Annotated in this window: 21 protein-coding genes and 1 other annotated feature; of the genes, 2 read left to right on the forward strand and 19 right to left on the reverse strand. The window is 46.2% G+C overall.

The genetic code is table 11. From position 1 onward, the window contains the following. Positions 1 to 16: 16 nt before the first annotated feature. The 10 genes from rpsA to MHH25_RS19265 all read right to left on the reverse strand — a co-directional run bounded on the left by rpsA (position 17) and on the right by MHH25_RS19265 (position 7,503). Positions 17 to 1,231, reverse strand: coding sequence for a 30S ribosomal protein S1 (gene rpsA / locus MHH25_RS19220; protein WP_036607712.1), 1,215 nt, complete (start codon positions 1,229 to 1,231; stop codon positions 17 to 19). A 142-nt stretch (positions 1,232 to 1,373) separates the two neighbouring features. Next, the gene (locus MHH25_RS19225) at positions 1,374 to 1,961 is read right to left on the reverse strand and encodes a lysophospholipid acyltransferase family protein (protein WP_340017824.1); all 588 of its coding nucleotides are present in this window, start codon (positions 1,959 to 1,961) and stop codon (positions 1,374 to 1,376) included. Further along, on the reverse strand, positions 1,958 to 2,662 hold the full coding sequence (cmk, locus tag MHH25_RS19230; RefSeq protein ID WP_036607714.1) for a (d)CMP kinase: 705 nt from the start codon (positions 2,660 to 2,662) through the stop codon (positions 1,958 to 1,960). The genes MHH25_RS19225 and cmk overlap by 4 nt, the downstream gene beginning before the upstream one ends. Before the next feature lie 103 nt (positions 2,663 to 2,765). Beyond that, positions 2,766 to 2,990, reverse strand: coding sequence for a hypothetical protein (locus MHH25_RS19235; RefSeq protein ID WP_253501408.1), 225 nt, complete (start codon positions 2,988 to 2,990; stop codon positions 2,766 to 2,768). A 63-nt stretch (positions 2,991 to 3,053) separates the two neighbouring features. Beyond that, positions 3,054 to 3,707: a flagellar brake domain-containing protein gene (locus MHH25_RS19240; protein WP_315372454.1), complete on the reverse strand. Its 654-nt coding sequence runs from the start codon at positions 3,705 to 3,707 to the stop codon at positions 3,054 to 3,056. Between the two features lie 148 nt (positions 3,708 to 3,855). After that, a complete protein-coding gene (gene ypeB / locus MHH25_RS19245) occupies positions 3,856 to 5,202 on the reverse strand; it encodes a germination protein YpeB (protein ID WP_036607717.1) in 1,347 nt (448 codons plus the stop codon). A gap of 121 nt (positions 5,203 to 5,323) precedes the next feature. Beyond that, the gene (locus MHH25_RS19250) at positions 5,324 to 5,494 is read right to left on the reverse strand and encodes a hypothetical protein (protein ID WP_164783335.1); all 171 of its coding nucleotides are present in this window, start codon (positions 5,492 to 5,494) and stop codon (positions 5,324 to 5,326) included. 114 nt (positions 5,495 to 5,608) lie between these two features. Beyond that, positions 5,609 to 6,304, reverse strand: coding sequence for a glutamic-type intramembrane protease PrsW (prsW, locus tag MHH25_RS19255; RefSeq protein ID WP_017687676.1), 696 nt, complete (start codon positions 6,302 to 6,304; stop codon positions 5,609 to 5,611). Between the two features lie 43 nt (positions 6,305 to 6,347). Next, entirely contained in the window at positions 6,348 to 6,962 is a 615-nt protein-coding gene (locus tag MHH25_RS19260) for a genetic competence negative regulator (protein ID WP_017687675.1), read from the reverse strand. Positions 6,963 to 7,149: 187 nt separating this feature from the next. Next, positions 7,150 to 7,503: a hypothetical protein gene (locus MHH25_RS19265; protein ID WP_047843572.1), complete on the reverse strand. Its 354-nt coding sequence runs from the start codon at positions 7,501 to 7,503 to the stop codon at positions 7,150 to 7,152. A 94-nt stretch (positions 7,504 to 7,597) separates the two neighbouring features. Here MHH25_RS19265 and MHH25_RS19270 point away from each other — a divergent pair, with 94 nt between their 5' ends. After that, positions 7,598 to 8,494 carry a polysaccharide deacetylase family protein gene (locus tag MHH25_RS19270; RefSeq protein WP_340017825.1) on the forward strand — a complete coding sequence of 299 codons (897 nt, stop codon included), beginning with the start codon at positions 7,598 to 7,600 and terminating at the stop codon, positions 8,492 to 8,494. 45 nt (positions 8,495 to 8,539) lie between these two features. Here MHH25_RS19270 and MHH25_RS19275 read toward each other — a convergent pair whose 3' ends face one another. From MHH25_RS19275 to MHH25_RS19285, 3 genes are read right to left on the reverse strand one after another with little or no spacing between them, the layout of a single operon-like run. Next, the gene (locus tag MHH25_RS19275; protein ID WP_076317423.1) at positions 8,540 to 9,337 is read right to left on the reverse strand and encodes a metallophosphoesterase; all 798 of its coding nucleotides are present in this window, start codon (positions 9,335 to 9,337) and stop codon (positions 8,540 to 8,542) included. Between the two features lie 29 nt (positions 9,338 to 9,366). After that, on the reverse strand, positions 9,367 to 9,819 hold the full coding sequence (locus MHH25_RS19280; RefSeq protein WP_017687671.1) for a hypothetical protein: 453 nt from the start codon (positions 9,817 to 9,819) through the stop codon (positions 9,367 to 9,369). Beyond that, positions 9,816 to 10,409, reverse strand: a complete 594-nt coding sequence (locus MHH25_RS19285) for a type II CAAX endopeptidase family protein (RefSeq protein ID WP_036607728.1) — start codon at positions 10,407 to 10,409, stop codon at positions 9,816 to 9,818. Before MHH25_RS19285 ends, MHH25_RS19280 begins: the two co-directional genes overlap by 4 nt. 334 nt (positions 10,410 to 10,743) lie before the next feature. Further along, positions 10,744 to 10,974, forward strand: a binding site (T-box leader). Between the two features lie 199 nt (positions 10,975 to 11,173). Here MHH25_RS19285 and serA point away from each other — a divergent pair. Then, on the forward strand, positions 11,174 to 12,769 hold the full coding sequence (gene serA / locus MHH25_RS19290) for a phosphoglycerate dehydrogenase (RefSeq protein ID WP_017687669.1): 1,596 nt from the start codon (positions 11,174 to 11,176) through the stop codon (positions 12,767 to 12,769). Between the two features lie 199 nt (positions 12,770 to 12,968). Here serA and MHH25_RS19295 read toward each other — a convergent pair whose 3' ends face one another. The 6 genes from MHH25_RS19295 to MHH25_RS19320 all read right to left on the reverse strand — a co-directional run bounded on the left by MHH25_RS19295 (position 12,969) and on the right by MHH25_RS19320 (position 23,221). Next, positions 12,969 to 17,243, reverse strand: coding sequence for a collagen-like repeat preface domain-containing protein (locus MHH25_RS19295; protein ID WP_340017826.1), 4,275 nt, complete (start codon positions 17,241 to 17,243; stop codon positions 12,969 to 12,971). 194 nt (positions 17,244 to 17,437) lie between these two features. Further along, positions 17,438 to 18,922, reverse strand: coding sequence for an ATP-binding protein (locus MHH25_RS19300; RefSeq protein WP_280523078.1), 1,485 nt, complete (start codon positions 18,920 to 18,922; stop codon positions 17,438 to 17,440). Then, the gene (locus tag MHH25_RS19305) at positions 18,891 to 19,607 is read right to left on the reverse strand and encodes a response regulator transcription factor (RefSeq protein WP_036607918.1); all 717 of its coding nucleotides are present in this window, start codon (positions 19,605 to 19,607) and stop codon (positions 18,891 to 18,893) included. The genes MHH25_RS19300 and MHH25_RS19305 overlap by 32 nt, the downstream gene beginning before the upstream one ends. 139 nt (positions 19,608 to 19,746) lie before the next feature. Then, positions 19,747 to 21,009, reverse strand: coding sequence for a cytochrome c biogenesis protein CcsA (gene ccsA / locus MHH25_RS19310; RefSeq protein ID WP_017687663.1), 1,263 nt, complete (start codon positions 21,007 to 21,009; stop codon positions 19,747 to 19,749). Beyond that, the gene (locus tag MHH25_RS19315; RefSeq protein ID WP_340017827.1) at positions 21,006 to 22,679 is read right to left on the reverse strand and encodes a cytochrome c biogenesis protein ResB; all 1,674 of its coding nucleotides are present in this window, start codon (positions 22,677 to 22,679) and stop codon (positions 21,006 to 21,008) included. The genes ccsA and MHH25_RS19315 overlap by 4 nt, the downstream gene beginning before the upstream one ends. A 14-nt stretch (positions 22,680 to 22,693) precedes the next feature. Continuing rightward, positions 22,694 to 23,221, reverse strand: coding sequence for a redoxin domain-containing protein (locus MHH25_RS19320; RefSeq protein WP_340017828.1), 528 nt, complete (start codon positions 23,219 to 23,221; stop codon positions 22,694 to 22,696). Positions 23,222 to 23,285: the final 64 nt, after the last annotated feature.

A 23,285-nucleotide genomic window follows, 5' to 3' on the forward strand; every position in this document is an offset into this window, starting at 1 on the left:
ACCATGCATTGTTAACTTATTTGAATTTGCTGAGTTTGTCTCCAAACAGTTCGCCAAGCGTAGTGCTCATACCTTGATTGTTCAAGGAAACGTTTGGATTGTTGATTTCTTCACGCGGAGCGTTGTTTCTTGAAGGTCTTTCTGATTTTTGTGGTTGAGCTGGAGCTTCTTCTGTTTCTTTGATGCTCAAGCTTACACGTTGCTCAGAAGGGTTCATGTCCAAGATTTTAACTTGAACTTCTTGTCCTTCTTTCAGCACTTCATGAGGAGTGCCGATGTGTTTGTGGGAGATTTGAGAGATATGCACAAGTCCCTCAACACCAGGAGCGATTTCAACAAATGCACCGAAGTCTACCAGACGTTTTACAACACCTGTTACGATATCGCTGGAATTGAATTTTTCGCTTGCTGTTTCCCAAGGACCTGGTTGAACAGCTTTCATGCTCAGGCTGATTTTGCCTTTTTCAGGGTCAACTTTCAGCACTTTCACACTAACTTTATCACCTTCAGACAGTACATCGGATGGTTTTTCAACGTGTGTCCAAGCCAGCTCGGATACGTGAACCAAACCGTCAACTCCGCCCACATCAACAAATGCACCGAATTGAGTCAAACGTTGTACTGTACCTTCGATCACTTGACCTTCTTGCAAACCAGCCATTACTGTAGCTTTGTTTGCTTCGAATTCTTGCTCCAGTACGTCTTTTTGGGAAAGGATCACTTTGTTGTTCTCACGGTCGATCTCTTTCACTTTAACACGCAGTGTGCGTCCTTTGTAGTCGCTGAAGTCTTCAACGAAATGGCGTTCAACCATGGAAGCCGGGATAAATCCACGTACGCCCACGTCTGCTACCAGACCGCCTTTAACAACATCACCTACAACAACTTCGAATACGTCTTGGTCTTCAAAATGCTTTTGCAATTGATCCCATGCGTTTTCGCTGTCGATTGCACGTTTGGACAGAACGAGTTTTTCTTTCTCGTCGTCGATGCTAAGAACTTTAGCTTCAACTTCTTGTCCAACTTCTACTGCGTCAGACGCGCTGTCAACATGTAATGAAGACAGTTCACGAATTGGAATGACACCGTCATATTTATATCCAATGCTCACATAGGCTTGGTTATCTTCCAATTTGACGATGGTTCCTTTTACGGTATCTCCTTTTTTCAAGGAAACGAATTGATCCAACTCATCTTGGGTTGCTTCTTGATTTTTCATTTCTTCCGACATGTCAAATACCCTCCTCAATTCAAAAACCCCATTATATTCAAACCTGCCTGTAGCAGAGTTCAAAACACTTTCATCACTGAGTGCTCAAACTTTAGTCTCCCTCAAAAATATGGAAACATGCACTCAGCTACCGACGAAGCCATTACTTGCTTGGCACGCCCGTTTGCACCATCTCGTTAATCTTGGACATAATCTTTTCAGTCGCCTTCTCCAGAGCTTCTCCAGATGGGTCTTCCTTGAACTCGTCCAAACTTACTGGTGCTCCATATACAACTTTCATCTTACGAAAAACTCTGTAGTTACCGATAATAGCAGTAGGAATAACTGTAGCGCCACTGCGGAGAGCAAAACTCGCTGCCCCTTTTTTGCCGATACCTCCATCATTGTGACGGCTTCCCGAGGGGAAGATTCCAAGCACTTGACCATCACGCAAAATATTGAGTGAGGTTTTGATGGATTCCTTGCTGACACCTCCACGTTTAACGGGGAAAGCGCCCACGGCTTTAATAATTCGGCCGAGTACCGGAATTTCAAACAATTCGCTTTTGGCCATGAAACGCACCTGACGGCGAAGTTTGATACCAACGGTTGGAGGATCGAAGTTACTAATATGATTGGAACATAAAAGTACGCCGCCTTCTTTCGGAATATTCTCCCGTCCAACGGCCTCCAAGCGGAAAAGAATGGTATAAATGATCCGCAGTAATGTGCTGCAAAATGTGTAAATCATAGACCGATCTCTCCTCTGACCATTGTGCAATAAGATACGATTTTGTCAACCACTTCATGAATGTTCATCTCCGTTGTATCAAGGACGATAGCATCCTCAGCACAACGCAATGGGGAAATTTCCCGATTTTCATCCAATCTGTCACGGGTGGCAATGTCTCGCTCCAGCTGTTGCAACGTCAGTCCTTCAGAGGGGTCCAGTTCTTTGAAGCGGCGAAGCGCACGCTCTTCCACACTGGCAGTCATGAAGATTTTCACTTCCGCATCGGGCAATACTGTCGTTCCGATATCGCGTCCATCCATGACGACGCCCTTGCGCAAAGCCATTTGCCGCTGAGTATCCACTAATTGCGTACGCAGCCCCTCGATTTGCGCATATCGGGACACGATTCCCGTCACTTCACGGGAGCGGATTTCCGAGGTTACTTCTTCCCCATTACAGAACACTTTCTGTCCGTCGGGATCCGGTTGTAAATCAATGACCAGCTTTTGGGCTTCCTGAAGTACCTGTGTCACATCTTCCGGTGTAATACCTTTCCGAAGCATATGCAAGGTTACCGCACGGTACATTGCGCCTGTGTCGACGTATACATACGCGAGCGCCTCTGCAACCAATCGGGCCACCGTGCTTTTCCCGGCACCGGCAGGTCCGTCAATTGCAACGTTCATTTTCCCGTTCTCTGATGTGTTCTGGCTTGCCAACGGGGCATTCCTCCTCAAACGATAAACCTCAATAAAAAAACAGGCATTGCCTGCATCGTGAAAATTATACCACACTCTACACATGGATGCAAAAACAGACAAATCAATGACGTTTGTAATCATTCATCGTTTGCACTTCAATTGGCGTTCCTTCCAGGCGGTCAATAGTGGTCAAATTCTTTTTGAAGCCTGGTACCAACAGCAGCAATTGATATATCACAAGCAAGATTAGAAGGACTGTAATCAGAATCGTAACCTTTCGTTCCATTCGCCTGGAGAAAACATAATAAAGTCGTTCATATCTGCGGGTTGCATGACGACGATTCAAAGCAATACCTCCGTTTTTTTCATTACGGTACCCGCAGTTCCCTCTCTTTATGCCACAACATTCCTATTTCGTGCGATAGTCAAGTTGCCGTTCAAAACAAAACTTGATAATTTTCTGGCGCTCCGAATCTGAAATCTGCACAAATTTGAGCATACATAGCTGTCTGCCGGTTTCTAGGGTTTTGATCCGCACAACTTCAGCTTCAAAATTCACATGTTCAATGGTTGAATTCCGGTAGGGAACCAGCAACCAGCATTTCAATTTTTGACCTTCAGCTATTGAAAAACCCGTTTCGCCGTAGATGGACAATCCACCGCCACCAATATCTTCAGTCAATCCGACGGCACGGGTCAGATCTTCACTCTGGATGGCCAATTCGAGGTTTGCATGAACACGAAGAAAGCTGCGCCGTTGTATTTTGGATATATCGCTCGGAAGCGGTTTGCGGATACGGACAAGACGGACCACATCTTCCTCAAATCCCGTGATATAGGTATTAAAATAATGCCGGACCCCATCCTCCGTAATATATGAAATGGACAATTCATCTCCGAAAAAGAGCCTTTTCAGACGGCTGCTTCCTTGTTGCATTGGGACCTCAATCAGAAAACTGCTGTCATCCATATCTGCAATGCGTGATTTGTACTCTTTGTGTTCCTCTTTTTCATCTGCAGAAGCAATCTGGATGTATAAAATTTCATTTATTTTCGGAAACAAGCTGTTCACCGCCACTTTATGTATTTATCTTCGTATGTACAAGGACTATTATACCATGACCTTTCTCACATTGAACAAGAAAAAAACAGACCACATCGTGGTCTGCCGCAGTTATTCGCTCAACTTCAAATTCAAATTATCCATCTTTTTATGAGGTTGCATTGACCGGTTTGATCTCTTCAACCGCTTCTTCTATTCCTGTATTCGCATTAATGTATATCCGGTAACGAGAACCGTTAATTTTCCCTCCGAATTCATAACACAATACTTCTTTGCTGTAATCATTCTCAATCAGGGATTTGCGAACATAATTTTCTTCGAACTCCGAATTAAGCTTTTTCCGCGCCTGTTGCTCCGTAAGAGTTGCTTTCGGAATTTTGCGCATGTCATTATGTTCGTAAACAAAGTCACTCGCCTGGAAGCCGGTTACTTCGCCTGTATCCAAACCTACACGAACTGACATTTTCTCGGGATAAATCAAGGTGTCCCCTTGCTTACGCACATAAGTAAGGTTACCCAGATTACCATATTCATCGTAGTTTACAGCCTTCATATCCTTATAGCCTTTGTTCATTAGAAATTGATCTGCTTTAGCCATGGCATTCTGACGAGACACTTTTTTGGTTCCGATTGGACGCGTATCACTGTAAGAGATCAGCATTCCGCCATTACGGGTGAAATCCATCATCAGTTTGCCATTGTTGGCATGATCAATCGTGGCAGTGTAGGACTCCCAGTCTGTTCCTTTGCCGTTCTCCTGCACTTGGATTTTGCTACGATCCGCATCAGAGAATTTTGCAGCCTTGCTCTGAATCTGTTCTTTGGTCACCGGCAAGCCGTCCAGTTTCTTGACTGATCGTTTTGCATAGATGTTGGATACGGAAGGACCCCAATCAAGCTCCGGGTATTCCTGTACCTTTTTGTTTACAGTACGAAAACCATCAACGATCGTGTTGTCCATGGTTTGCTCTTGTGTTGCCATGGCAGTCTCTGCATCCATCCAGCGCAATCGGTCCGTCAGGACTTTCTGCTGCACATCCTGCAGATTCTTGGTAATCTCGGATGAATTCTGATACAGCTTTTTCAGATTGCCCATTTCCTTCTCACTTAGCGGTTCGTTCGTCAAGTCACGCATCGACGCCCGATAGGCAAAGTTGGAAATACGCGAGAGAAACTCCTCTGTCTCGTTAAATGGCAGCATGGTGAGTGGCAGTTGGTTGATCTCATTCTGCGCTTCACTGGTGAGTCGCCATACATTCATCAAACCTTTGCGATGCATCCCCTGTGATGTAGAGTGAACCGCCAAGGTGTTGCCAATCTCCGAATGCAATTTGTCCATATGAAAAGATAAATCGTGAAATGCACGCTGATATTGATTCTCTGCCTTGATCAGAATTGCATTCTTCTCCTGATTCTCCTGATAGCCCCACACGAGCGCACCGACCAGCAGAACTGCAAATATCGGAAACATAACTGAACTTAATCGTTTATACATCGGTAGAGTCTCCTTTCTTCTAAACCACTACCTCTATTGTGGATCGAAGAAAGATCTCTTATGCATGCGATTTCCAGTCCTTACACAAGCAGTCTGCTAAAGTAGCGTTTGGGTCCTCCTTTTAATTCAGCTGAATCCCAGTTGCCATGCCCTCTTCTTCAATTTCGAACTGGTCTCTGTTATCACATAGGCACTGCTTAAATCCCGTCTCAATCCGGCCCCGATCTTTCTTGCCTCGTAATGTAAATCGTTCACCGCATTGTTTGCATCTGATTTTAATTTTAATTCTCATCACAACGATCTCCGTTTCTGTCGGTCATTCCCCGGGAGTTTATCTGTAAAAATAAAAACACACCGGAGTCATAGGCGCAATATGCGCTTTATGTCCACCAGTGTGTCCGTATTTTTATAATTTAACCTCTTCCTCCCGCTTCACAAAACGAAAAGGAGAACGGTTATTAGCTCGTGTGATTTTACCCATTGCCCCATACCACAGGCCCGCCATTAGCGGCGCTATAAACCACAACCAATGATTCACCATGGTGTTCATGATGACATCGTACAATGCATGCCAGAAAAAAGGTAACACCAGAGAAAGAACCAGATACCACCGCTTTTTCTTACCACCGATAAACTTGGCTTTACCCATATAATAACCCATGATTACCGCAAACATAGCGTGCCCTGAAACAGGGAGCAGTGCCCGAAGGAACATGGCTGAGACGGATGCATTCCCCGCAAAGGCATACAACACATTCTCAACAGTGGCAAATCCAAGTGAAACAGCGACTGCATATAATATCCCGTCATACGGCTCATCAAATTCGGTGTGATTATAGATGATATGATAAAGTACGAACCATTTAACGAATTCCTCCACACCACCTGAGATCATAATGGCCTCAAGATAAGGATTATCCCCGAGCCACATCATCATGCCACGCTGAATAATCATCACAGGCAGTACCATCAGAATCCCCATGAGGAAAACCCGCAATACCATATGAAGTGGCTCATAATCATAACGGTCTTTCAGGTAAAAGTATGTTAACAAGGCGAGACCCGGAGCAACTGCTGCCGCTAAGACCGAAAACAAAAGCACCGAAATTCCCTCCTCTGACTAAAGACGCGATTACAACTAGAGATTAATCCTGGCGTTTGAAGTGGGTGCAGATAACATCAATCGCTTGTGCAGGAATAACAACCTTACCATACTCTTCCATGACTGCTGGAGTAACTGAGGAGCCTTCGCCAAATTCAGCAAGCAAGGCAATCAATGCCGCATGTTTGGTGGAATCTACCTCATCTGGCTCCAAATGCAAGAACCACTTGTCTTTATAGGAATAAAGTCTCCCAGCATCCGTAACATGCTGACGCAACATATGTGCAGCTTCAATGAGCACTTCAAAGTCCTTGAATGCATAAACAATGGAATCGCTTTGCTCGAGTGTAACTTCCATTTCATATACTTCTTCAGGAAGATCATCTTCATGACCTAAACCATATTGTTGCGGATCATATTTTCCACGTGTGACAATGACAACCATCCCTTGAGCGGGAAGTGCGAATACTTCGACAGCGAGTGGACCTGTGGCATCAAATCCAAGTTCGGAATAGGCCTGATCCATCATTTCAGTGAACAGTTCATGAACCTTAGGTATTTCCTGCCACATATCTTCTTTTTGTATTCCGCGCTCGCTCAGATCGTCAAAGGTCAGGAAAATCCGTATCTTATCGTGACTTAGTCGTTCTATTTTCATACAGGATCTCCCCTTTATAAGCAAGTCTTATAACAGATTATGAAGCACAAAACAATATGTGCTGAAAATAAATCTATGTAGTTATGTTATCATTTTATACCTCTAAATGCACGAAGTAAAATCGACAAAAAAAGAATCATTCCACAGCAAATCAAGACTGTGGATGATTCTAATTGGAGGTTTTGGTTTATAAACCCGGTACTGTTGTGTTTGTTTGGCTTAAAATTTGCTCAACTTCATGCTTCACATCCGGATTGGTGCGAATAAAATCTTTGAGCATACTCATATTCGCTTCTTTTTCCTGCGGTGTGATCGCTCTTGCGGTCTTTGCTGCCGGATTTTTGTGGGATTCACCATGTTGATTTTGCTTGCTTGTGAACCCGTCCATACCCGGGAAAGTCATTTCCATCATCTTATGTTTTGCCTGATCCATCATATTTCTTGATGAACCCGATGACATCATGGGCAATTTGCCTTTGGACAGCCATGAACTGGCTGCAACACCAATGACAATGCCCCAAAAAAAGGATGACGTCTTCATTACACCAACCTCCTTCAAGTGTTAAAATCATATTTAGTGTTTGCGGTAGTGAGCGATCTCATTCCGTATAAATACAGGAAAGCGAGTTGAAATCATGTTCAGACATACCGCCGCATTGATCATTGCTGCAAGTTTGCTGCTGTCAGCTTGTGGGACAGCAGAAGAAAAAACATCTGATAATTCCGCACCAGCAGGCGAATCAACTACCACGGTTCAAGAAGAGCAAGGTAACTCTAACCCAACTGAAACAGGAGAACCCGGAACTGGTGTGCCCGAGTCTTCAACGAAAGATTCAACTGCGACAGAAGAAGAACCTGAATCTTCGGAGAAGGTTTCTACAGAAGAGAAAGTGGAAAAGACGTATCATATGAATGAAAATTATTATATTAAACCAAACGATGAAGCGAGCCCAAGCAAAGTGGTCTTGTTAACTTTTGATGATGGACCCAAAGAAGAAAAAATGATTACTTCACTGATCGACACTTTAGATAAACATAACGCTAAAGCGATATTTTTCGTCAATGGATATCGGGTGAAAAGCCATCCGGAATTACTCAAACTCATACATGATCGGGGTCAGATTGTAGGCAATCATGCCTGGGATCATGAGGATCTCAAAAAAATGTCCAACGCTGAGGCGGCAAAACAGGTTACAGATGTCCAAAAAATAGTGAAGGATACCATTGGTGAGGAACCGCAATTCTTCCGTCCACCTTTTGGTTCGGGAAATGATGCACTGAAGGCTGCTGTGAAGAAAAATGGCATGTTATATATGACTTGGTCTAATGGTTCGCTCGATTGGGATAAAAGCACCAAAGACAAACCGGAAAAAGTCATTCAAAATGTACTGGACCAGTTAAATCCCGGAAGCAATATTTTGATGCATGAGTTGCCATGGACGGTTGAAGCATTGGATGAGTTGCTGACCAAGCTCGAAAAGAAAGGTTATTCCTTTGTTGATCCGCGTGCAATTGAATTGGAAGCTCGTTAAATTGTAATTTTGCGCATTAAAATAAAACAGCCTTGACCCAATGGATCAAGGCTGTTTCTCTGTGAGTGCTTTTTCCGCGGGCACTCTTAACGTGATGATATGCATCTCCGCAGGACAACCTAGTCGGAGAGGAAGATGATTTGTACCGTATCCTCTGCTAACAAGCATTTTGCCTTCTTGGTGAACGTCCTCCGGACTTCGCTTCAGGGAGTACCACCCGTTCGATACGGGACGATACGCTTTTCTAAGGAACACAGGTCCGAAAAATGGCAAAACCAATTGTCCGCCATGTGTATGACCGCTTAGAATAAGATCTGCATTTTCTTCCAAGCGAAGGGCCTGCAAAGGATCATGGACGATAGCAATTTTGCATAAACGGTTACCGATCTGCTGCAGTAATACATCGCCCTGTTTGGAACGATAGTCTATGCCGATCAGGCTCAATCTGTCGTTGCCCCTTTGCAGATATTCTACATTATCCTGCAGGAGCTTAACGTCCGATTCCCGAAGGATTCGCGCAAGTTGAGCGGTACCAGCCCTCTTGTCATGGTTGCCATACACCGTAAATGAAGGAGCAATGTTCGATAAAATTTTCATGTTATGTCTAACTAAAGACCATGAGATTCCTTTTTCCGCAACATCCCCGCCGATGAGAACCCAGTCCACCTTGTTTTTAACGTTTGCCAGATCATTCTGCTTCAACTTGCGCTTGTGCGTGTCGGATACATACAAAATCATAGCCCCGTCAAAGGATGTTGGCAGATGAGGCACTTCAACCTCTTCTTCAATCATTTGATGAATATGGGCTTCACGCCACATATGAAAAAGTAGTAAAACTCCCATCAAAATGATTAAACCTGCGAGTAAAAGTATTACCACGGCAAGGGAAGGAACGTATTCAGAGCGGGTGCCCCTTCAACCCCCCACCAAACCAGACTAATCGTTAACATGACAAAAATAAAAATGAGTGAATTGACAAACCTCTTGCTCAATTTTAACCGACGTGAAGGATGTAATTCTGTCCGTGTAGGAAGCGAACCCGCTTCGGGGATCGATTCTTCCGTTGAATTTGGCGTTTTTTTGGAGCGTGATGGTGCCCTTTGAGGAAGTACTGGACTTTCCAGTTTTTCTGTATAGGGCTTGCGCTGTGATCTAGGTAAAGAAACGGAAGTAATTGGTGTGATTCCGCCAACCTCAGCAGCTGCTGCCGTTTCAGCAACGATGCTTACTTGAGAAGCCACCTGACGCTCGGATTTCTCTTTTTTATCCGATTGACGATGGCGCTGACTGCCATATGTCTTCATTCTACTTAATGGCTGATTCATGATCCCCTCCGAAAACGTATCGCTAATCCGGACACCAAATCAATAATAAAGTGACATAATATAGGCGCCCATAATGTGCCGGACTGCAAGTAAATCCAACCCAATCCATAACTTGAGACAAACACCCAGCCTGTTGGAATCCAGTGGCGCAAATAACGAATATGGATAACTGCAAATAAAATACTTGTCCAGTAAGGACCGATGGCATGTTGGATGGCTCCACGGAATAATAATTCCTCACACACAGCAACAATGGCTGCTATACATACAATGTGCCAGATCGGACGCCCACGGAACAACATCTCGTTAATTCCACCGTCATCCATGCTTTCCTGAGGTATAACATACGACAGTACCAAGTCCATAACAAGCATTATTCCTGCAAGACCCAGACCCCACCATATAAATTGGTAATTGTCAGGCCATGCGAGTACATCTAACAAGTTTCGTTTCTGCAATAAGATCCACACAACTCCGATAATCAGTGTCAGACCTTGTGTAAAGTATAGATTGATTAAAAGCAAACGCTCGGTAAGCTGCTGTGGCTCAGCCTTCTGAATCTTGAACTTGGGAAACTTGAATTTTTTCATCGGATGCGTCTGTCCTCTTGAGTTAAATTTGATGGATAACAATTACGTTGTCCAATCGGATAGTATACTAAATGATAGCCAAAAAACCAATTAGGTTCAAGGCCTGCCCCAAGTCCTGGTTATATGTCCGTGCCATTACTTCATTAAAGCAGTAAAATTCAGTTCACCAAACAGCTTACTTTCCATCTTCTTGTGATAGGTATATTAACTATTGTATTACTTATGGTGACTCTGTTTATGTGTGAATCTAAAGACATCTGCAAAACATTTTAAAACATTTAAGCCTATTGACATGCTCATGTCAGCCATGATACATTATGAAAAATTAGTCACGTTAAACACGATGATGGAAAAAAGACGTTGCTTCGTCTTACAGAGAGCCGATGGTAGGTGTGAATCGGTGGCAGGCAAATGGTCTTGAGCGCTCCTGAGTTATTGCATTGAAATTGGAGTAGGTGCAATCGGTTTAGACCCGTTATCCTCTTCGGTCTTCATTGACCGCTAAGACTGTCGTTGCGAAACGGCGGTGAATTAGGGTGGTACCACGACAACTCTCGTCCCTTATTGCGCAAGCAGTATGTGGATTGAGAGTTTTTTGATTTATTTTAAAGGATATCTGTGGGATCACTCTATTTGCTTCACCTTCCCCCTCTGCTGCGACACCGCGTTGTTGGGCGGAAGAATCAATCTGGTTTTAAGGAATACCTCTTCGCTGAGGTCAGACCTTGACGATATAGATACACATACCTAAGGAGGAAGAAACCATGTACAAAGTGTTAGTGTCGGACCCAATCAGTGATCTGGGGATCCAGCAACTGGTGGATGCAAATGATGTTGTTGTTGAGAAGAAAACCGGTCTTAGTGAAGATGAACTTGTTGCCATTATTGGTGAATATGATGCCCTCTTGGTTCGCAGCCAGACTCGTGTTACAGATCGTATTATGACGGCTGGTACCAACCTTAAGGTAATCGGACGTGCAGGTGTTGGTGTAGATAACATTGATCTGGAAGCTGCTACACAGCGCGGTATCATCGTTATTAATGCACCTGATGGCAATACCATCACAACCTGTGAGCACACGTTTGCCATGATGATGGCATTGGCACGACACATTCCTCAGGCATATGCCAAGACTATTCAGGGTACGTGGGATCGTAAAACCTTCCTGGGTGTGGAATTAAGAAATAAAACGCTCGGTGTACTGGGTATGGGACGGATCGGTAGTGAAGTTGCCAAGCGCGCCAAAGCATTTGGAATGGACATTCTTGCTTACGACCCGTTCCTCACGGAGGAGCGTGCCGAGAAGCTGCAAGTGAAGCTGGCTAGTGTAGATGATATCATTCGCAATGCGGACTTCATGACCGTTCACACACCATTAACACCGGAAACACGGCATATGATTTCACGTCCACAATTCGAAGTGATGAAAAAAGGCATGCGTATCATCAACTGTGCTCGTGGTGGTGTAGTTGACGAGATGGCACTTGTCGAAGCCATTGATCAAGGTATTGTTGCTGGTGCAGCATTTGACGTATTCGAAAGCGAGCCGCCAGCCGCTGATCACCCGTTCCTGAATCACCCAAGCATTATCGTTACGCCTCACCTTGGTGCGTCCACAGTAGAAGCGCAAGAGAACGTGGCTATCGATGTGTCGGAACAGGTGCTTCACATTTTGCGCAATGAACCGTTTAAAAACGCAGTTAACATGCCGGCTGTTGCACCAACTGTGATGAACAAATTGCAGCCGTATTTCAAACTGGGTGAAACGTTGGGTAGTTTTGCAGCACAGATTACACAAAATGCAGTGCAGGAGATTCGGATCGACTATGCTGGTGAACTTTCTGAAGTAGATACTTCTCCTCTCACACGTTACATTGTGAAAGGGATTCTCGCCAGACATTTGGGTGGGGAAGCCAACATCGTCAACTCCATGCATCTGGCCAAAATCCGTGATCTGAATGTGGTTGTAAGCCAAACCTCAACAACTAAAGGATTTACTAACCTGATTACCGTAACATTGGTTACAACTCAAGATGCTGAGGAACGTCGTGTAGCAGGTACATTGCTTGCAGGTTATGGAGAACGTATTGTTCGTCTGGACAAATTCCCGGTAGATATCGCTCCGGAAAGTCATCAAATTTTGATCTCCCACAACGATAAACCAGGTATTATCGGACGTGTAGGAACGCTGCTTGGACAAAACGATGTCAACATCGCATCCATGCAGGTTGGACGTAAAATTATTGGTGGTGCAGCGATCATGATTCTGACCGTAGATAAAGCTGTTCCAAAAGATGTGCTTGTGCAGCTTGCTGCGCTGCCTGAAATCAATACTGCTGTTGAGATTGTTCTGGAATAATCAAATATATTTCTATATGTAAAAGGAAAGACGGGACCCTAGTGGTTCCCGTCTTTTTTTCGTGTACCCGCTGAAATATCGGTGATGAAGCTTGCAAACAAAAAATATTTGTGGAATTGGAAAAGGGGTGCCCCTCACCCCTATATGAAATCCGCTTTTTTTGCCCACTGGGAAATAGTCTTAATACGAAATCGAACTATTAACTTAACTGAATAATGTTTAGTGTAGACCCCGGAGGAGAAAGGACGGCTGCGCCAACAAGCCCGAATAATTGTAACTGTATTGTTGAACCAGCGGTAACGGTAACCATAAAGTCAGACTGCAGCTGACTGAGAGAAAGTACTGGAGATACTACACTCGCTGGAATTGCTGCACCGTTAAGTAAAACCCTAGATTGGATAGCAAGTGCAGCTGTCAGATTTATTTTGTATGAGATATAGTAACGACCTGCATTGGTCAGTGTGAAGGTGTCATTTGTCCCATTGACGGTTATACCTGTGCCAATATTTTGGTTATTCGGTAATGGAACGAGCGTACCACCCAATATTACAACAATCGTACCATTAGTGTTCTCAGCAAAAGCCGAGTTAGATGTTACAGATGTTCCGGTTGCACCGGTTGCTCCAGTAACTCCTGTACTTCCGGTACTTCCGGTTACACCGACTCCCGTTGCTCCCGTTATACCTGTGGCTCCGGTGCTCCCCGTTACGCCGATTCCGGTTGCTCCCGTTATACCTGTCGCTCCAGTTTCCCCCGTAACACCAGTTGCTCCGGTACTTCCCGTTACACCAACTCCCGTGGCTCCTGTTACACCAACTCCCGTGGCTCCTGTTACACCTGTGACTCCGGTTTCACCAGTAACTCCGGTGCTTCCTGTTATGCCGACTCCCGTGGCTCCTGTTATACCTGTGGCTCCGGTTTCACCAGTCGCACCAGTAACTCCAGTACTTCCCGTTATGCCGACTCCGGTTGCCCCGGTTATACCTGTGGCACCTGTTCCTCCAGTGATACCAGTTGCTCCAGTACTTCCTGTTATGCCCACTCCCGTTACACCTGTCGCTCCTGTTCCCCCAGTCGCACCAGTAACTCCAGTACTTCCCGTTAAACCGACTCCCGTGGCTCCTGTTACACCTGTGACTCCGGTTTCACCAGTCGCACCAGTTACTCCAGTACTTCCTGTTATGCCGACTCCCGTGGCTCCTGTTATACCTGTGGCTCCTGTTCCTCCAGTCGCACCAGTTGCTCCAGTTGCCCCGGTGCTCCCCGTTACCCCGACTCCCGTTGCACCGGTTATACCTGTGACTCCGGTCTCCCCCGTGACACCAGTTGCTCCGGTACTTCCCGTTACGCCTACTCCCGTGGCGCCCGTTATACCTGTTGCTCCGGTTTCACCAGTCGCACCAGTAACTCCAGTACTTCCCGTTACACCTGCTCCCGTTGCTCCTGTGATCCCCGTCGCCCCAGTCAACCCTGCAACACCAGTCGCTCCTGTTTCACCAGTTGCCCCGGTTCCTCCAGTTACTCCTGTTGATCCTGTTACGCTTAGTCCCGTGGCTCCTGTAATTCCCGTCGCCCCAGTCAACCCTGCAACACCGGTCGCTCCTGTTTCACCAGTTACTCCGGTTGATCCCGTTACACTTAATCCCGTGGCTCCTGTAATTCCCGTCGCCCCGGTTAACCCTGTAAGACCTGTCGCTCCTGTTTCACCAGTTGCCCCGGTTCCTCCAGTTACTCCTGTTGATCCCGTTGCGCTTAGTCCCGTCGCTCCTGTAATTCCCGTCGCCCCGGTTAACCCTGCAACACCGGTCGCTCCTGTTTCACCAGTTGCCCCGGTTCCTCCAGTTACTCCTGTTGATCCCGTTACGCTTAGTCCCGTCGCTCCTGTAATTCCCGTCGCCCCGGTTAACCCTGTAAGACCAGTCGTTCCTGTTTCACCAGTACTTCCCGTTACTCCAACTCCAGTTGCACCCGTCACACCTGTCGCTCCTGCGCCCGCAAGCAATGTGTAATCCGGTGAAGTCCCCGGCGTTCCAGTTGGCGATGCCACATTTGCAATATACGTATTACCGTTAAACGTTACAACTTGACCCGCTGGATACGTTGGGGCTACAGCTGGATCAAATGGTACAATGCCACTTAAACCTACACCTGTCGCTCCCGTGACCCCTGATGCCCCTGTCACTCCGGTACTTCCCGTTACTCCAACGCCAGTTGCACCGGTCACACCCGTTGCTCCAGCGCCAGCAAGCAACGTGTAATCCGGCGATGTGCCCGGCGTTCCCGTTGGTGAGGCCACATTCGCAATATACGTACTACTGTTGAACGTTACAACCTGACCCGCTGGATACGTTGGGGCTACGGCTGGATCAAATGGTACAATGCCACTCAAACCTACGCCTGTCGCTCCTGTTGATCCCGTTACGCTTAATCCCGTCGCTCCTGTAATTCCCGTCGCCCCAGTCAACCCTGTAAGACCAGTCGCTCCTGTCACTCCGGTACTTCCCGTTGCTCCTGCGCCAGCAAGCAGCGTGTAATCTGGTGATGTGCCCGGCGTTCCGGTTGGCGAGGCCACATTCGCAATATACGTACTGCCATTTAACGTTACAACCTGACCCGCTGGATACGTCGGGGCTACGGCTGGATCGAATGGTACAATACCACTTAAACCTACACCTGTCGCTCCTGTTACGCCCGATGCTCCTGTCACTCCGGTACTTCCTGTTACTCCAACACCAGTTGCACCCGTCACACCTGTTGCTCCAGCGCCAGCAAGCAACGTGTAATCTGGCGATGTGCCCGGCGTTCCGGTTGGCGATGCCACATTTGCAATATACGTATTGCCGTTGAACGTTACAACCTGACCGGCTGGATACGTCGGGGCTACCGCTGGATCGAATGGCACGATACCACTTAAACCTACGCCTGTCGCTCCCGTTACTCCTGATGCCCCTGTGACTCCGGTACTTCCAGTTACTCCAACGCCAGTTGCACCGGTCACACCAGTCGCTCCTGTTACGCCCGATGCTCCTGTAGCTCCGGTACTTCCCGTTCCACCAATGCCGGTTGCTCCTGTCACTCCCGTTGCTCCTGCGCCCGCAAGCAATGTGTAATCCGGTGAAGTCCCCGGCGTTCCGGTTGGTGACGCGACATTAGTTATATACGTACTGCCGTTAAACGTTACAACCTGACCCACTGGATACGTTGGGGCTACGGCTGGATCGAATGGCACGATACCACTTAAACCTACGCCTGTCGCTCCAGTTACTCCTGATGCTCCTGTGACTCCTGTAGGTCCTGCACCTGCAAGCAATGTATAATCTGGAGAACTTCCTGGCGTACCCGTTGGCGAAGCGACATTTGTAATATAAGTACTGCCACCAAACGTGACGATCTGTCCAGCTGGATATGTTGGTGCTAATGCGGGATCGAATGGCACGATGCCACTTAATCCTGCACCTGTGGCTCCAGTTGCACCAGTCGCCCCCGCAGCAGCGATTAATGTGTAATCCGATGAAGATCCTGGTGTTCCTAGAGGACCAGCTACACTCGTAATGTAAGTACTACCGTTATACGTAATTACTTGACCTGCTGGATAACCCGGGGCGAGCGCTGGATTAAATGCCACGGCTCCTGTCAAACCAGCTCCGGTTGCTCCCGTTACTCCAGTCGTTCCTCCCGACAGCAAAAGAGTGTAGTCTGGAGAACTTCCGGGTGTACCCAAGGGACCGTTTACATTGGCAACATAAAGACTACCCTCGTAGCTCACTACTTGACCTTGAGCATATGTCGGCCCAAGCGCAGGGTCAAAAGCCGTAATATTGTTCAAGCCCACACCAGGTGCTCCTGCCGGACCCTGTGCTCCCTGGGGACCAATTGGGCCAACCGGTCCTACTGGTCCAATTCCTCCCGGTGTTCCAGTAGCCCCTTTCACCCCAGGGACTCCTGGGACACCTGGTACCCCCGGGACTCCTGGCACTCCCTGTGGCCCGGCTGGTCCGGTAATTCCTCCAGTTCCAAGAGTTGTCGTCGCCCGGCTTAACGATATGGAGATCGATCGAATTAATCCCACTAGTTTATCTTTTTCTGCAGGTGGTACTTCAAGAAGCAGCGTCACACTTAACAAGTCATCCAGTAAGTTTTGCAAGTTACCTGCGAGATTAATAAGAGGAACAGGAACAACCTCTGAACCTGCAATCGTTAATTCCAATACGGCTTGTAATTCTGCCTTTACTCCGGCACGAAATCCGGATTGATTTACAAAAGTAAGTAACTGGCGTAATCCATTCTGTAATGACAGTATATTGGCTGAAGTCGGCTGACTGATTGCAGCAGGAATAGCCACAGCCAAAGAACGCAGTATAGATTCAAACTGCTCCAGTTCGCTTGTGGTTATTGGAATAAACGGAGAGCCTGCTCTAAAAGATCTGCCTTCCAGGAAAGCTTTAATATTGACCCTTTTTCGATCATCGGACATGCTTAACTCAATCCTCCTCTATCTTGCCTGCTTTTCAAGCTTATGTTACATAGGAAGGAAAATTATCTTGGACACTCTTTTTAGTCAAAAAAAGACCATTCTTGTTCCACGTTGAACAAGATTAAACGGTAGTCTTCAACAAAAAAACACCCTCCATAAGAGGGTGTTTCCGCACTTTTTGTATGAAATTCAGGCTATTTCGATGAATCCAAAGGAAATTGCAAAATAAACTCTGTTCCTTCGCCAAGCACACTATTGACGGTAATCATGCCTTGATGCGCATCAACAATATTTTTCACAATCGCTAAACCAAGCCCCGTACCTGCACTTTCTCCCCGAACACGAGCCTTGTCAGCTTTGTAGAATCGTTCGAAAATAAATGGCAAGTCAGATGAAGGGATACCTACACCCTGATCCTTCACAGAAACTCTGACAAATGGAGCACGAAGATAAGTGACCCGCTCTGCTGAGATCATTACATTTTTGCCAGTAGGTGTATGTCTGAACGCATTATCCAGCAAATTCGTAAATACTTGCTCAAGTCGATCCTCATCTGCCTGTTGAAGTTCAATTGTTGGCTGTTCGAACTCAAAGTGCAGTTGAATTCCCTGTTCTTTTGAACGCACCGAGAACTTCCGATATACACGTTCGAGTAGTTCTCCGAGGTCAACTTCCTTCATCACCATGTCCGTGTGTCCAGCTTCCATCCGCGCAAGATCAAGCAAGTCTTTAACCAGTCTGCCCATCCGTAGAGACTCATCATGAATGACTTGGATCAGTTCTTCGCTCTCTTCCGGTGAGGTTGCCATACCGTCCAAAAGGGCTTCACTGTAGCCTTGCATCATGGATAGCGGAGTTCGTATCTCATGAGATACGTTAGCCACGAAATCACGCCGCATTTTCTCCAGACGCACTTCTTCTGTTACATCTCTTAAAACAGCCACAGCCCCTCTGACAACACTGTCAGCGTACAACGGTGCCATCTGAACAGACCAGACACCTTGCTGTACGTGAACATTGGAGTTCTGGTCCCCGCCTTGCTCCATCACCATTCTGAACAAAGGAAGAAGGGGCTCAGGTACATCCCGCGAAGTCTTGTCAGACTGCTCGGATTCTTGTCCTTCGTCCATTTTTGCCCAATCGAGATCATACCATGCCTGCATGATCTTCTCTCCAGGCGGATTCGTCAGAATAACTTTGCCTTCACCATCAAATGTAACAACAGCATCAGTCATGCTGCGAAGCACACTCGCCAAATGTTCCTTCTCATGGTTAAGGTTTCGAATATTATCTTCCAGTTGGGCAGCCATATGATTAAATGTGTTGGCAAGTTCACCAATCTCATCACTCGTTACCAGGGAGAGACGTGTTCCGTAGTTCCCTTTGCGAATCGCATTGGCTGCCTGAATCAATTGCTGCATAGGCTGCGTTATTTTGGTGAATAGAAACAATGCAAAAAACGTGGTTAAACTGAATCCGATAATACAGATATAGGTGAACAACCGCTTAATATCTCTGGATTCGGATTCTGCAAAGTTCGTATCAATGTAGGGCAGCAAAAAGAGACCCAGCGCTATAAGTACACAACCCACAAGGCAGATAATAGTGATCCATAACTTCCCGACCAGTGATCTCCAGAAACTAAAACTACTTCGGTACTTCCAGTTTATAACCCACACCCCACACCGTCGTAATCATGGCCGCCGATTCAGGCGATACCTTGTTAAGTTTCTCGCGAAGACGCTTCACGTGCGTATCCACGGTACGAAGATCGCCAAAGAATTCGTAATTCCATACATCTTTGAGCAATTCTTCTCTGGAGAAAACTTTGTCGGGAGATGTTGCCAGGTAGTGCAGCAATTCATATTCTTTTGGTGTAAGACTAATCTCTTCGCCACCAGCGGTTACCCGGTGGGCATCATGCTCAATAACCAGATGCGGGAACACGATGTTGTTACTCGAATTGCTCTCCTTGGAGAGATAAGCTGTCGCGGAAGCTCGACGCAAAATCGCTTTGACGCGATAAATCACTTCACGCGGGCTGAATGGTTTTACAACATAATCATCAGCGCCAACTTCGAAGCCTTGAACCCGGTTAATCTCTTCACCTTTTGCAGTGAGCATCAAAACCGGCGTTGATTTCACCTGACGAAGACGGGTACACACTTCAACTCCATCCATACCCGGCAACATCACATCAAGCAAAATCAGCCCGTAGTCCCCTGCTGTTGCTTTACGCAGTGCAGTTTCCCCATCCTCAGCTTCATCGATTTCATAACCTTCTTTTTCAAGATACATTTTCAAAAGCCTGCGGATTCTCTCTTCGTCATCCACGACCAGTATTCGATTCTCATGTTCAGCCATGCCTCTCCAGCCCCTTTGCAATAACTCCTCATCACTTCTATTATGTTCGATCTGGCGAACAATATTTGAATACCCTTCAATAAAAAGGTACATTTGTGTTTCCCGCTTCTAAACTCAACCTTTGCAATACGAGTCTGTCCTAGTCAGCTCCAGCATAAGAATGTAATCCGGCAATGATCAGATTCACTCCAACCAGCGTAAACATGACCACCAGGAAGCCAAGAACTGCAAGCCATGCAGACTTCTGACCTTGCCAACCTCTGGATAAACGCAAATGCAGATACACACTATAATATAGCCATGTAATCAATGCCCACACCTCTTTGGGGTCCCAACCCCAAAAGCGACTCCAGGCAATCTGAGCCCAGATCATGGCAAAAATTAATGCTCCCAGCGTAAATATCGGAAAACCAATGGCAATCGCGCGATAACTTATCTCATCCAGATCATCGGCATCGATTCCATCCATCATTGGCTGTAACGCTTGTCCAAGTGGTCTGCGCACAAGAAGTCGTACAATTCCATACAGGATCAGACCTACAATAAGTGACCAAACCACCGTATTCAGCTTGCGCCCGGCATTTACCCCGTTCATCCAGGAAGGCGTCTCAAGTAAAGGTTTTTTCATGCCAAGAAACGGTGTCATGCTCTCCACTTCGCTATTATATGGTGCAAAAATCGGAGGCATGCGATAAATCACTTTCTCTATTGTACTATTTTCCTGTACCTCTGTGTCAATGCTGACCGTTTTCTGTACAAAAACCGCCTCGTAACCAGCTGTACGAAAGGCAAATACCGTTCCGATGAATCCGATGACTACAACGATCGTAACCAGGGTGAATTCAACCCATCCTCGTTGACGTCTTGAAGATTTATCTTTACCGCTGAAATCAACGGTACGGAGCAAATACATGAACCCAGCGGCAAAACCTACGGCGAAGAATGCTTCACCAAGCGCGGCCAACGTCACGTGAATTTTCAGCCAGATGGACTGAAGCGCCGGGATTAATGGCTGTACCTCCTGAGGAAATACAGCGGCATACGCCATAATAATAATGGTAAGTGGTAACGCAAACAAACCCAGTAATGACTTGCGGTATATGGCATATACAACAATAAATGCAACCATAATCATCATGGACAGAAAAGACATGAACTCATACATGTTACTAACCGGGATATGACCTGCCCCAGCCCATCGGGTTACAAAAAATACGATATGTGCCGCCAAGGCGACAGTCGAAGCGATAAAAGCTCTTTTACCCCAGCGATTCATATGGTCCAGAGGATCACGATTACTCCATTTTTTGCCCATGACCGCGACAGCATATAACAAGAATGCAGCACAATAGAGAAAGAAAGATACGATAAATGCGTCGCTGCTGAAATCCAATAATCTCATGCCTGATTCCCCCCGTTATCCAACGACTTTTCTTCCACTTCCAGATTCATCTGTTTCAAGACGGCCGCAACTTCACGCCTGAAGCCAAACCAGTTTTTGTTGGTATGTCCACCCAAGGTGAGCTGTTTATCATCAAAACGAATCCAGATGCGGCGATGATGCCAATAAAAACCCATGACCAGACCCAACATAACAATACCGGCTCCTACCCAGACAAAAGGCATTGCCTTATCCACTCTTATATTGAGATAACTTACGGACTGAATAATATCGACCTTGTCCATGCTGTCTACTTCCAGCTGTAAAGGAATCTCAGCTCCAATCAGCTGTTGGTTAATTGCATCTTGTTGAAACCGTTGTTTATCAATCTGCTTCGCAAAGTACAGATATTGTATCCCCTCTTCGGGCAGATCCGGTCCCTTGATGAGAAAGAGAAAAGCAGGTGCATTAGGTGAAGGCGATTTTGATTTGGGCTGACCATTCTCATCTAATCCAAAGTCCATAAACTTTTCTTTTACCGTGAGCTTATAAGGACCAGCTTCAAATGTTCTTTGGGTATCTACCATATCGATCTTAATTGGCCCATATACTTCACCCGTCTTTGTATTGACCAGATCAGGCGTTACGGACCGAATGGTGGGTGTTAGATCATAATCAAACTGATATGCTTTCAGACCGTTATAATTCAATGGATGATTCACGCGTACATCATGTCTGGCTACCTCAGCTAACTGAGGTTTCTTCGAGAGATCCGAACAATCTGCTGTACATTCATACAAAACAACTTTTGTTTCAAACAGTTTTGGAACGGTCTTATTCAGGTTACGGAATTGCTCGGGTACTTCGTCCTCACTGTAGAATTCAACATTAAACTGTTCATTTTGCAGATACATCGATGTATTCGGGATCTTTTTGATCTCCCCTTCAGGAAAAGCAACGTGCTCGTCCAGATTCAGACCAGGAAGTCCTCGTGCGAGTACCGCCAGCAAAAATATAATGAGTCCAATATGGATGACATATGGGCCCCATCGACTGAATCGTTGTTTCTCGGCGAGTAATGCATCCCCCTGGGTGTGCACACGGTATCCTTTCTTTTTCAACGGCGTAACCGCTTTCTTAATCCAGTCTTCTTGTGCCTCTTCGATGGTACCTTGGTACACGAGACGCTGTCTTGTCAAAAATTGCGTATGCTTACGTATTCTCTGTTTATTCAGTGCTTTGTAGAGCGGTAGGACGCGATCCAGACTGCATATCACCAATGATGCCCCAATCAGCACCAGCAGTAGAATAAACCACCAGGATTCGTATGTATGGGATAAACCCAACAGATAATAGATATGACCCAACTGACCGTATGTTTCTTTGTAGTACACGGAGGGATCGATATTCAGAAATGTACTTTCTTGCGGATAGATCGTGCCAAGCATAGAACCTACAAGCGTAAAAACAATCATATAGACGGCAATTTTAACGGAAGAAAAAAAGTTCCATATGCGGTCAATGATGTTGGGATTACTGCGCTGTGAGCGGCGCGCCATGCCATCATAACGCATTTCCAACACTTCATCCGATTTAGCTTCAGACTCCAGCAGCGGTTTCCCACATGCTTCACATAGTACAGTGCCTACCGGATTCTGGTGTCCGCACTCACATTTGGTATTTTGGAACACGAATAGACCTCCTGTCAGGGCTGCTTCGCCAGTTGCGAAATTTGAGCGTCAAGTGTGTCCAAATCAAGTTGCCCGATATGAATGGTAGAGATTTTGCCCGTGTCGGATACAAAAAATGTCGTTGGCATCGGAGAGATCCCAAAATCACGAACCGAGTTTTTCTCACGGTCAAGCATGATTGGAAACGTAACGCCAACCTGCCGTATAAAATTATCCACGGTCATCTGGTCTTCTCCAACATTAATCCCGACAAATTGTACTCCCTGGTCCTTCCATTTGTCAGCTTGTGCCTGAAGTGCAGGCATTTCTTTAACACAAGGTTCACACCAGGTGCCCCAGAAATTGATCACCATCGCTTTTCCTTTATACTCATCAGACCTATGAACTTGACCATCCAGGCCCAGCAGTTCAAAAGAAGGAGACTTGTCCCCTTCCTTTGGCTTGCCATTCGAGCCGGATACCGATGTGGTAATCGCATATCCGCCCAACACCAGGATCAATAACAAAATGACGATTTGCACCGTTCTTCTTGATTTCCCCATGTGCTGCTCCCCTTTTAAGTGACTGTAGCATTCGCATCTTATTGGTCTAAGACAACTGTGAACA

It is taken from the genome of Paenibacillus sp. FSL H3-0457 (assembly GCF_037981725.1).
GTDB classification, from domain to species: Bacteria; Bacillota; Bacilli; order Paenibacillales; family Paenibacillaceae; genus Paenibacillus; species Paenibacillus amylolyticus.

Bases quoted from the DNA above. Each gene is read 5' to 3' on its own strand.
- rpsA (WP_036607712.1), bottom strand. From the start codon at position 1,231: ATGTCGGAAGAAATGAAAAATCAAGAAGCAACCCAAGATGAGTTGGAT.
- MHH25_RS19225 (WP_340017824.1), bottom strand. From the start codon at position 1,961: ATGATTTACACATTTTGCAGCACATTACTGCGGATCATTTATACCATT.
- ypeB (WP_036607717.1), bottom strand. From the start codon at position 5,202: ATGTATAAACGATTAAGTTCAGTTATGTTTCCGATATTTGCAGTTCTG.
- MHH25_RS19250 (WP_164783335.1), bottom strand. From the start codon at position 5,494: ATGAGAATTAAAATTAAAATCAGATGCAAACAATGCGGTGAACGATTT.
- MHH25_RS19260 (WP_017687675.1), bottom strand. From the start codon at position 6,962: ATGAAAATAGAACGACTAAGTCACGATAAGATACGGATTTTCCTGACC.
- MHH25_RS19265 (WP_047843572.1), bottom strand. From the start codon at position 7,503: ATGAAGACGTCATCCTTTTTTTGGGGCATTGTCATTGGTGTTGCAGCC.
- MHH25_RS19270 (WP_340017825.1), top strand. From the start codon at position 7,598: ATGTTCAGACATACCGCCGCATTGATCATTGCTGCAAGTTTGCTGCTG.
- MHH25_RS19275 (WP_076317423.1), bottom strand. From the start codon at position 9,337: ATGGGAGTTTTACTACTTTTTCATATGTGGCGTGAAGCCCATATTCAT.
- MHH25_RS19280 (WP_017687671.1), bottom strand. From the start codon at position 9,819: ATGAATCAGCCATTAAGTAGAATGAAGACATATGGCAGTCAGCGCCAT.
- MHH25_RS19285 (WP_036607728.1), bottom strand. From the start codon at position 10,409: ATGAAAAAATTCAAGTTTCCCAAGTTCAAGATTCAGAAGGCTGAGCCA.
- serA (WP_017687669.1), top strand. From the start codon at position 11,174: ATGTACAAAGTGTTAGTGTCGGACCCAATCAGTGATCTGGGGATCCAG.
- MHH25_RS19295 (WP_340017826.1), bottom strand. From the start codon at position 17,243: ATGTCCGATGATCGAAAAAGGGTCAATATTAAAGCTTTCCTGGAAGGC.
- MHH25_RS19305 (WP_036607918.1), bottom strand. From the start codon at position 19,607: ATGGCTGAACATGAGAATCGAATACTGGTCGTGGATGACGAAGAGAGA.
- ccsA (WP_017687663.1), bottom strand. From the start codon at position 21,009: ATGAGATTATTGGATTTCAGCAGCGACGCATTTATCGTATCTTTCTTT.
- MHH25_RS19320 (WP_340017828.1), bottom strand. From the start codon at position 23,221: ATGGGGAAATCAAGAAGAACGGTGCAAATCGTCATTTTGTTATTGATC.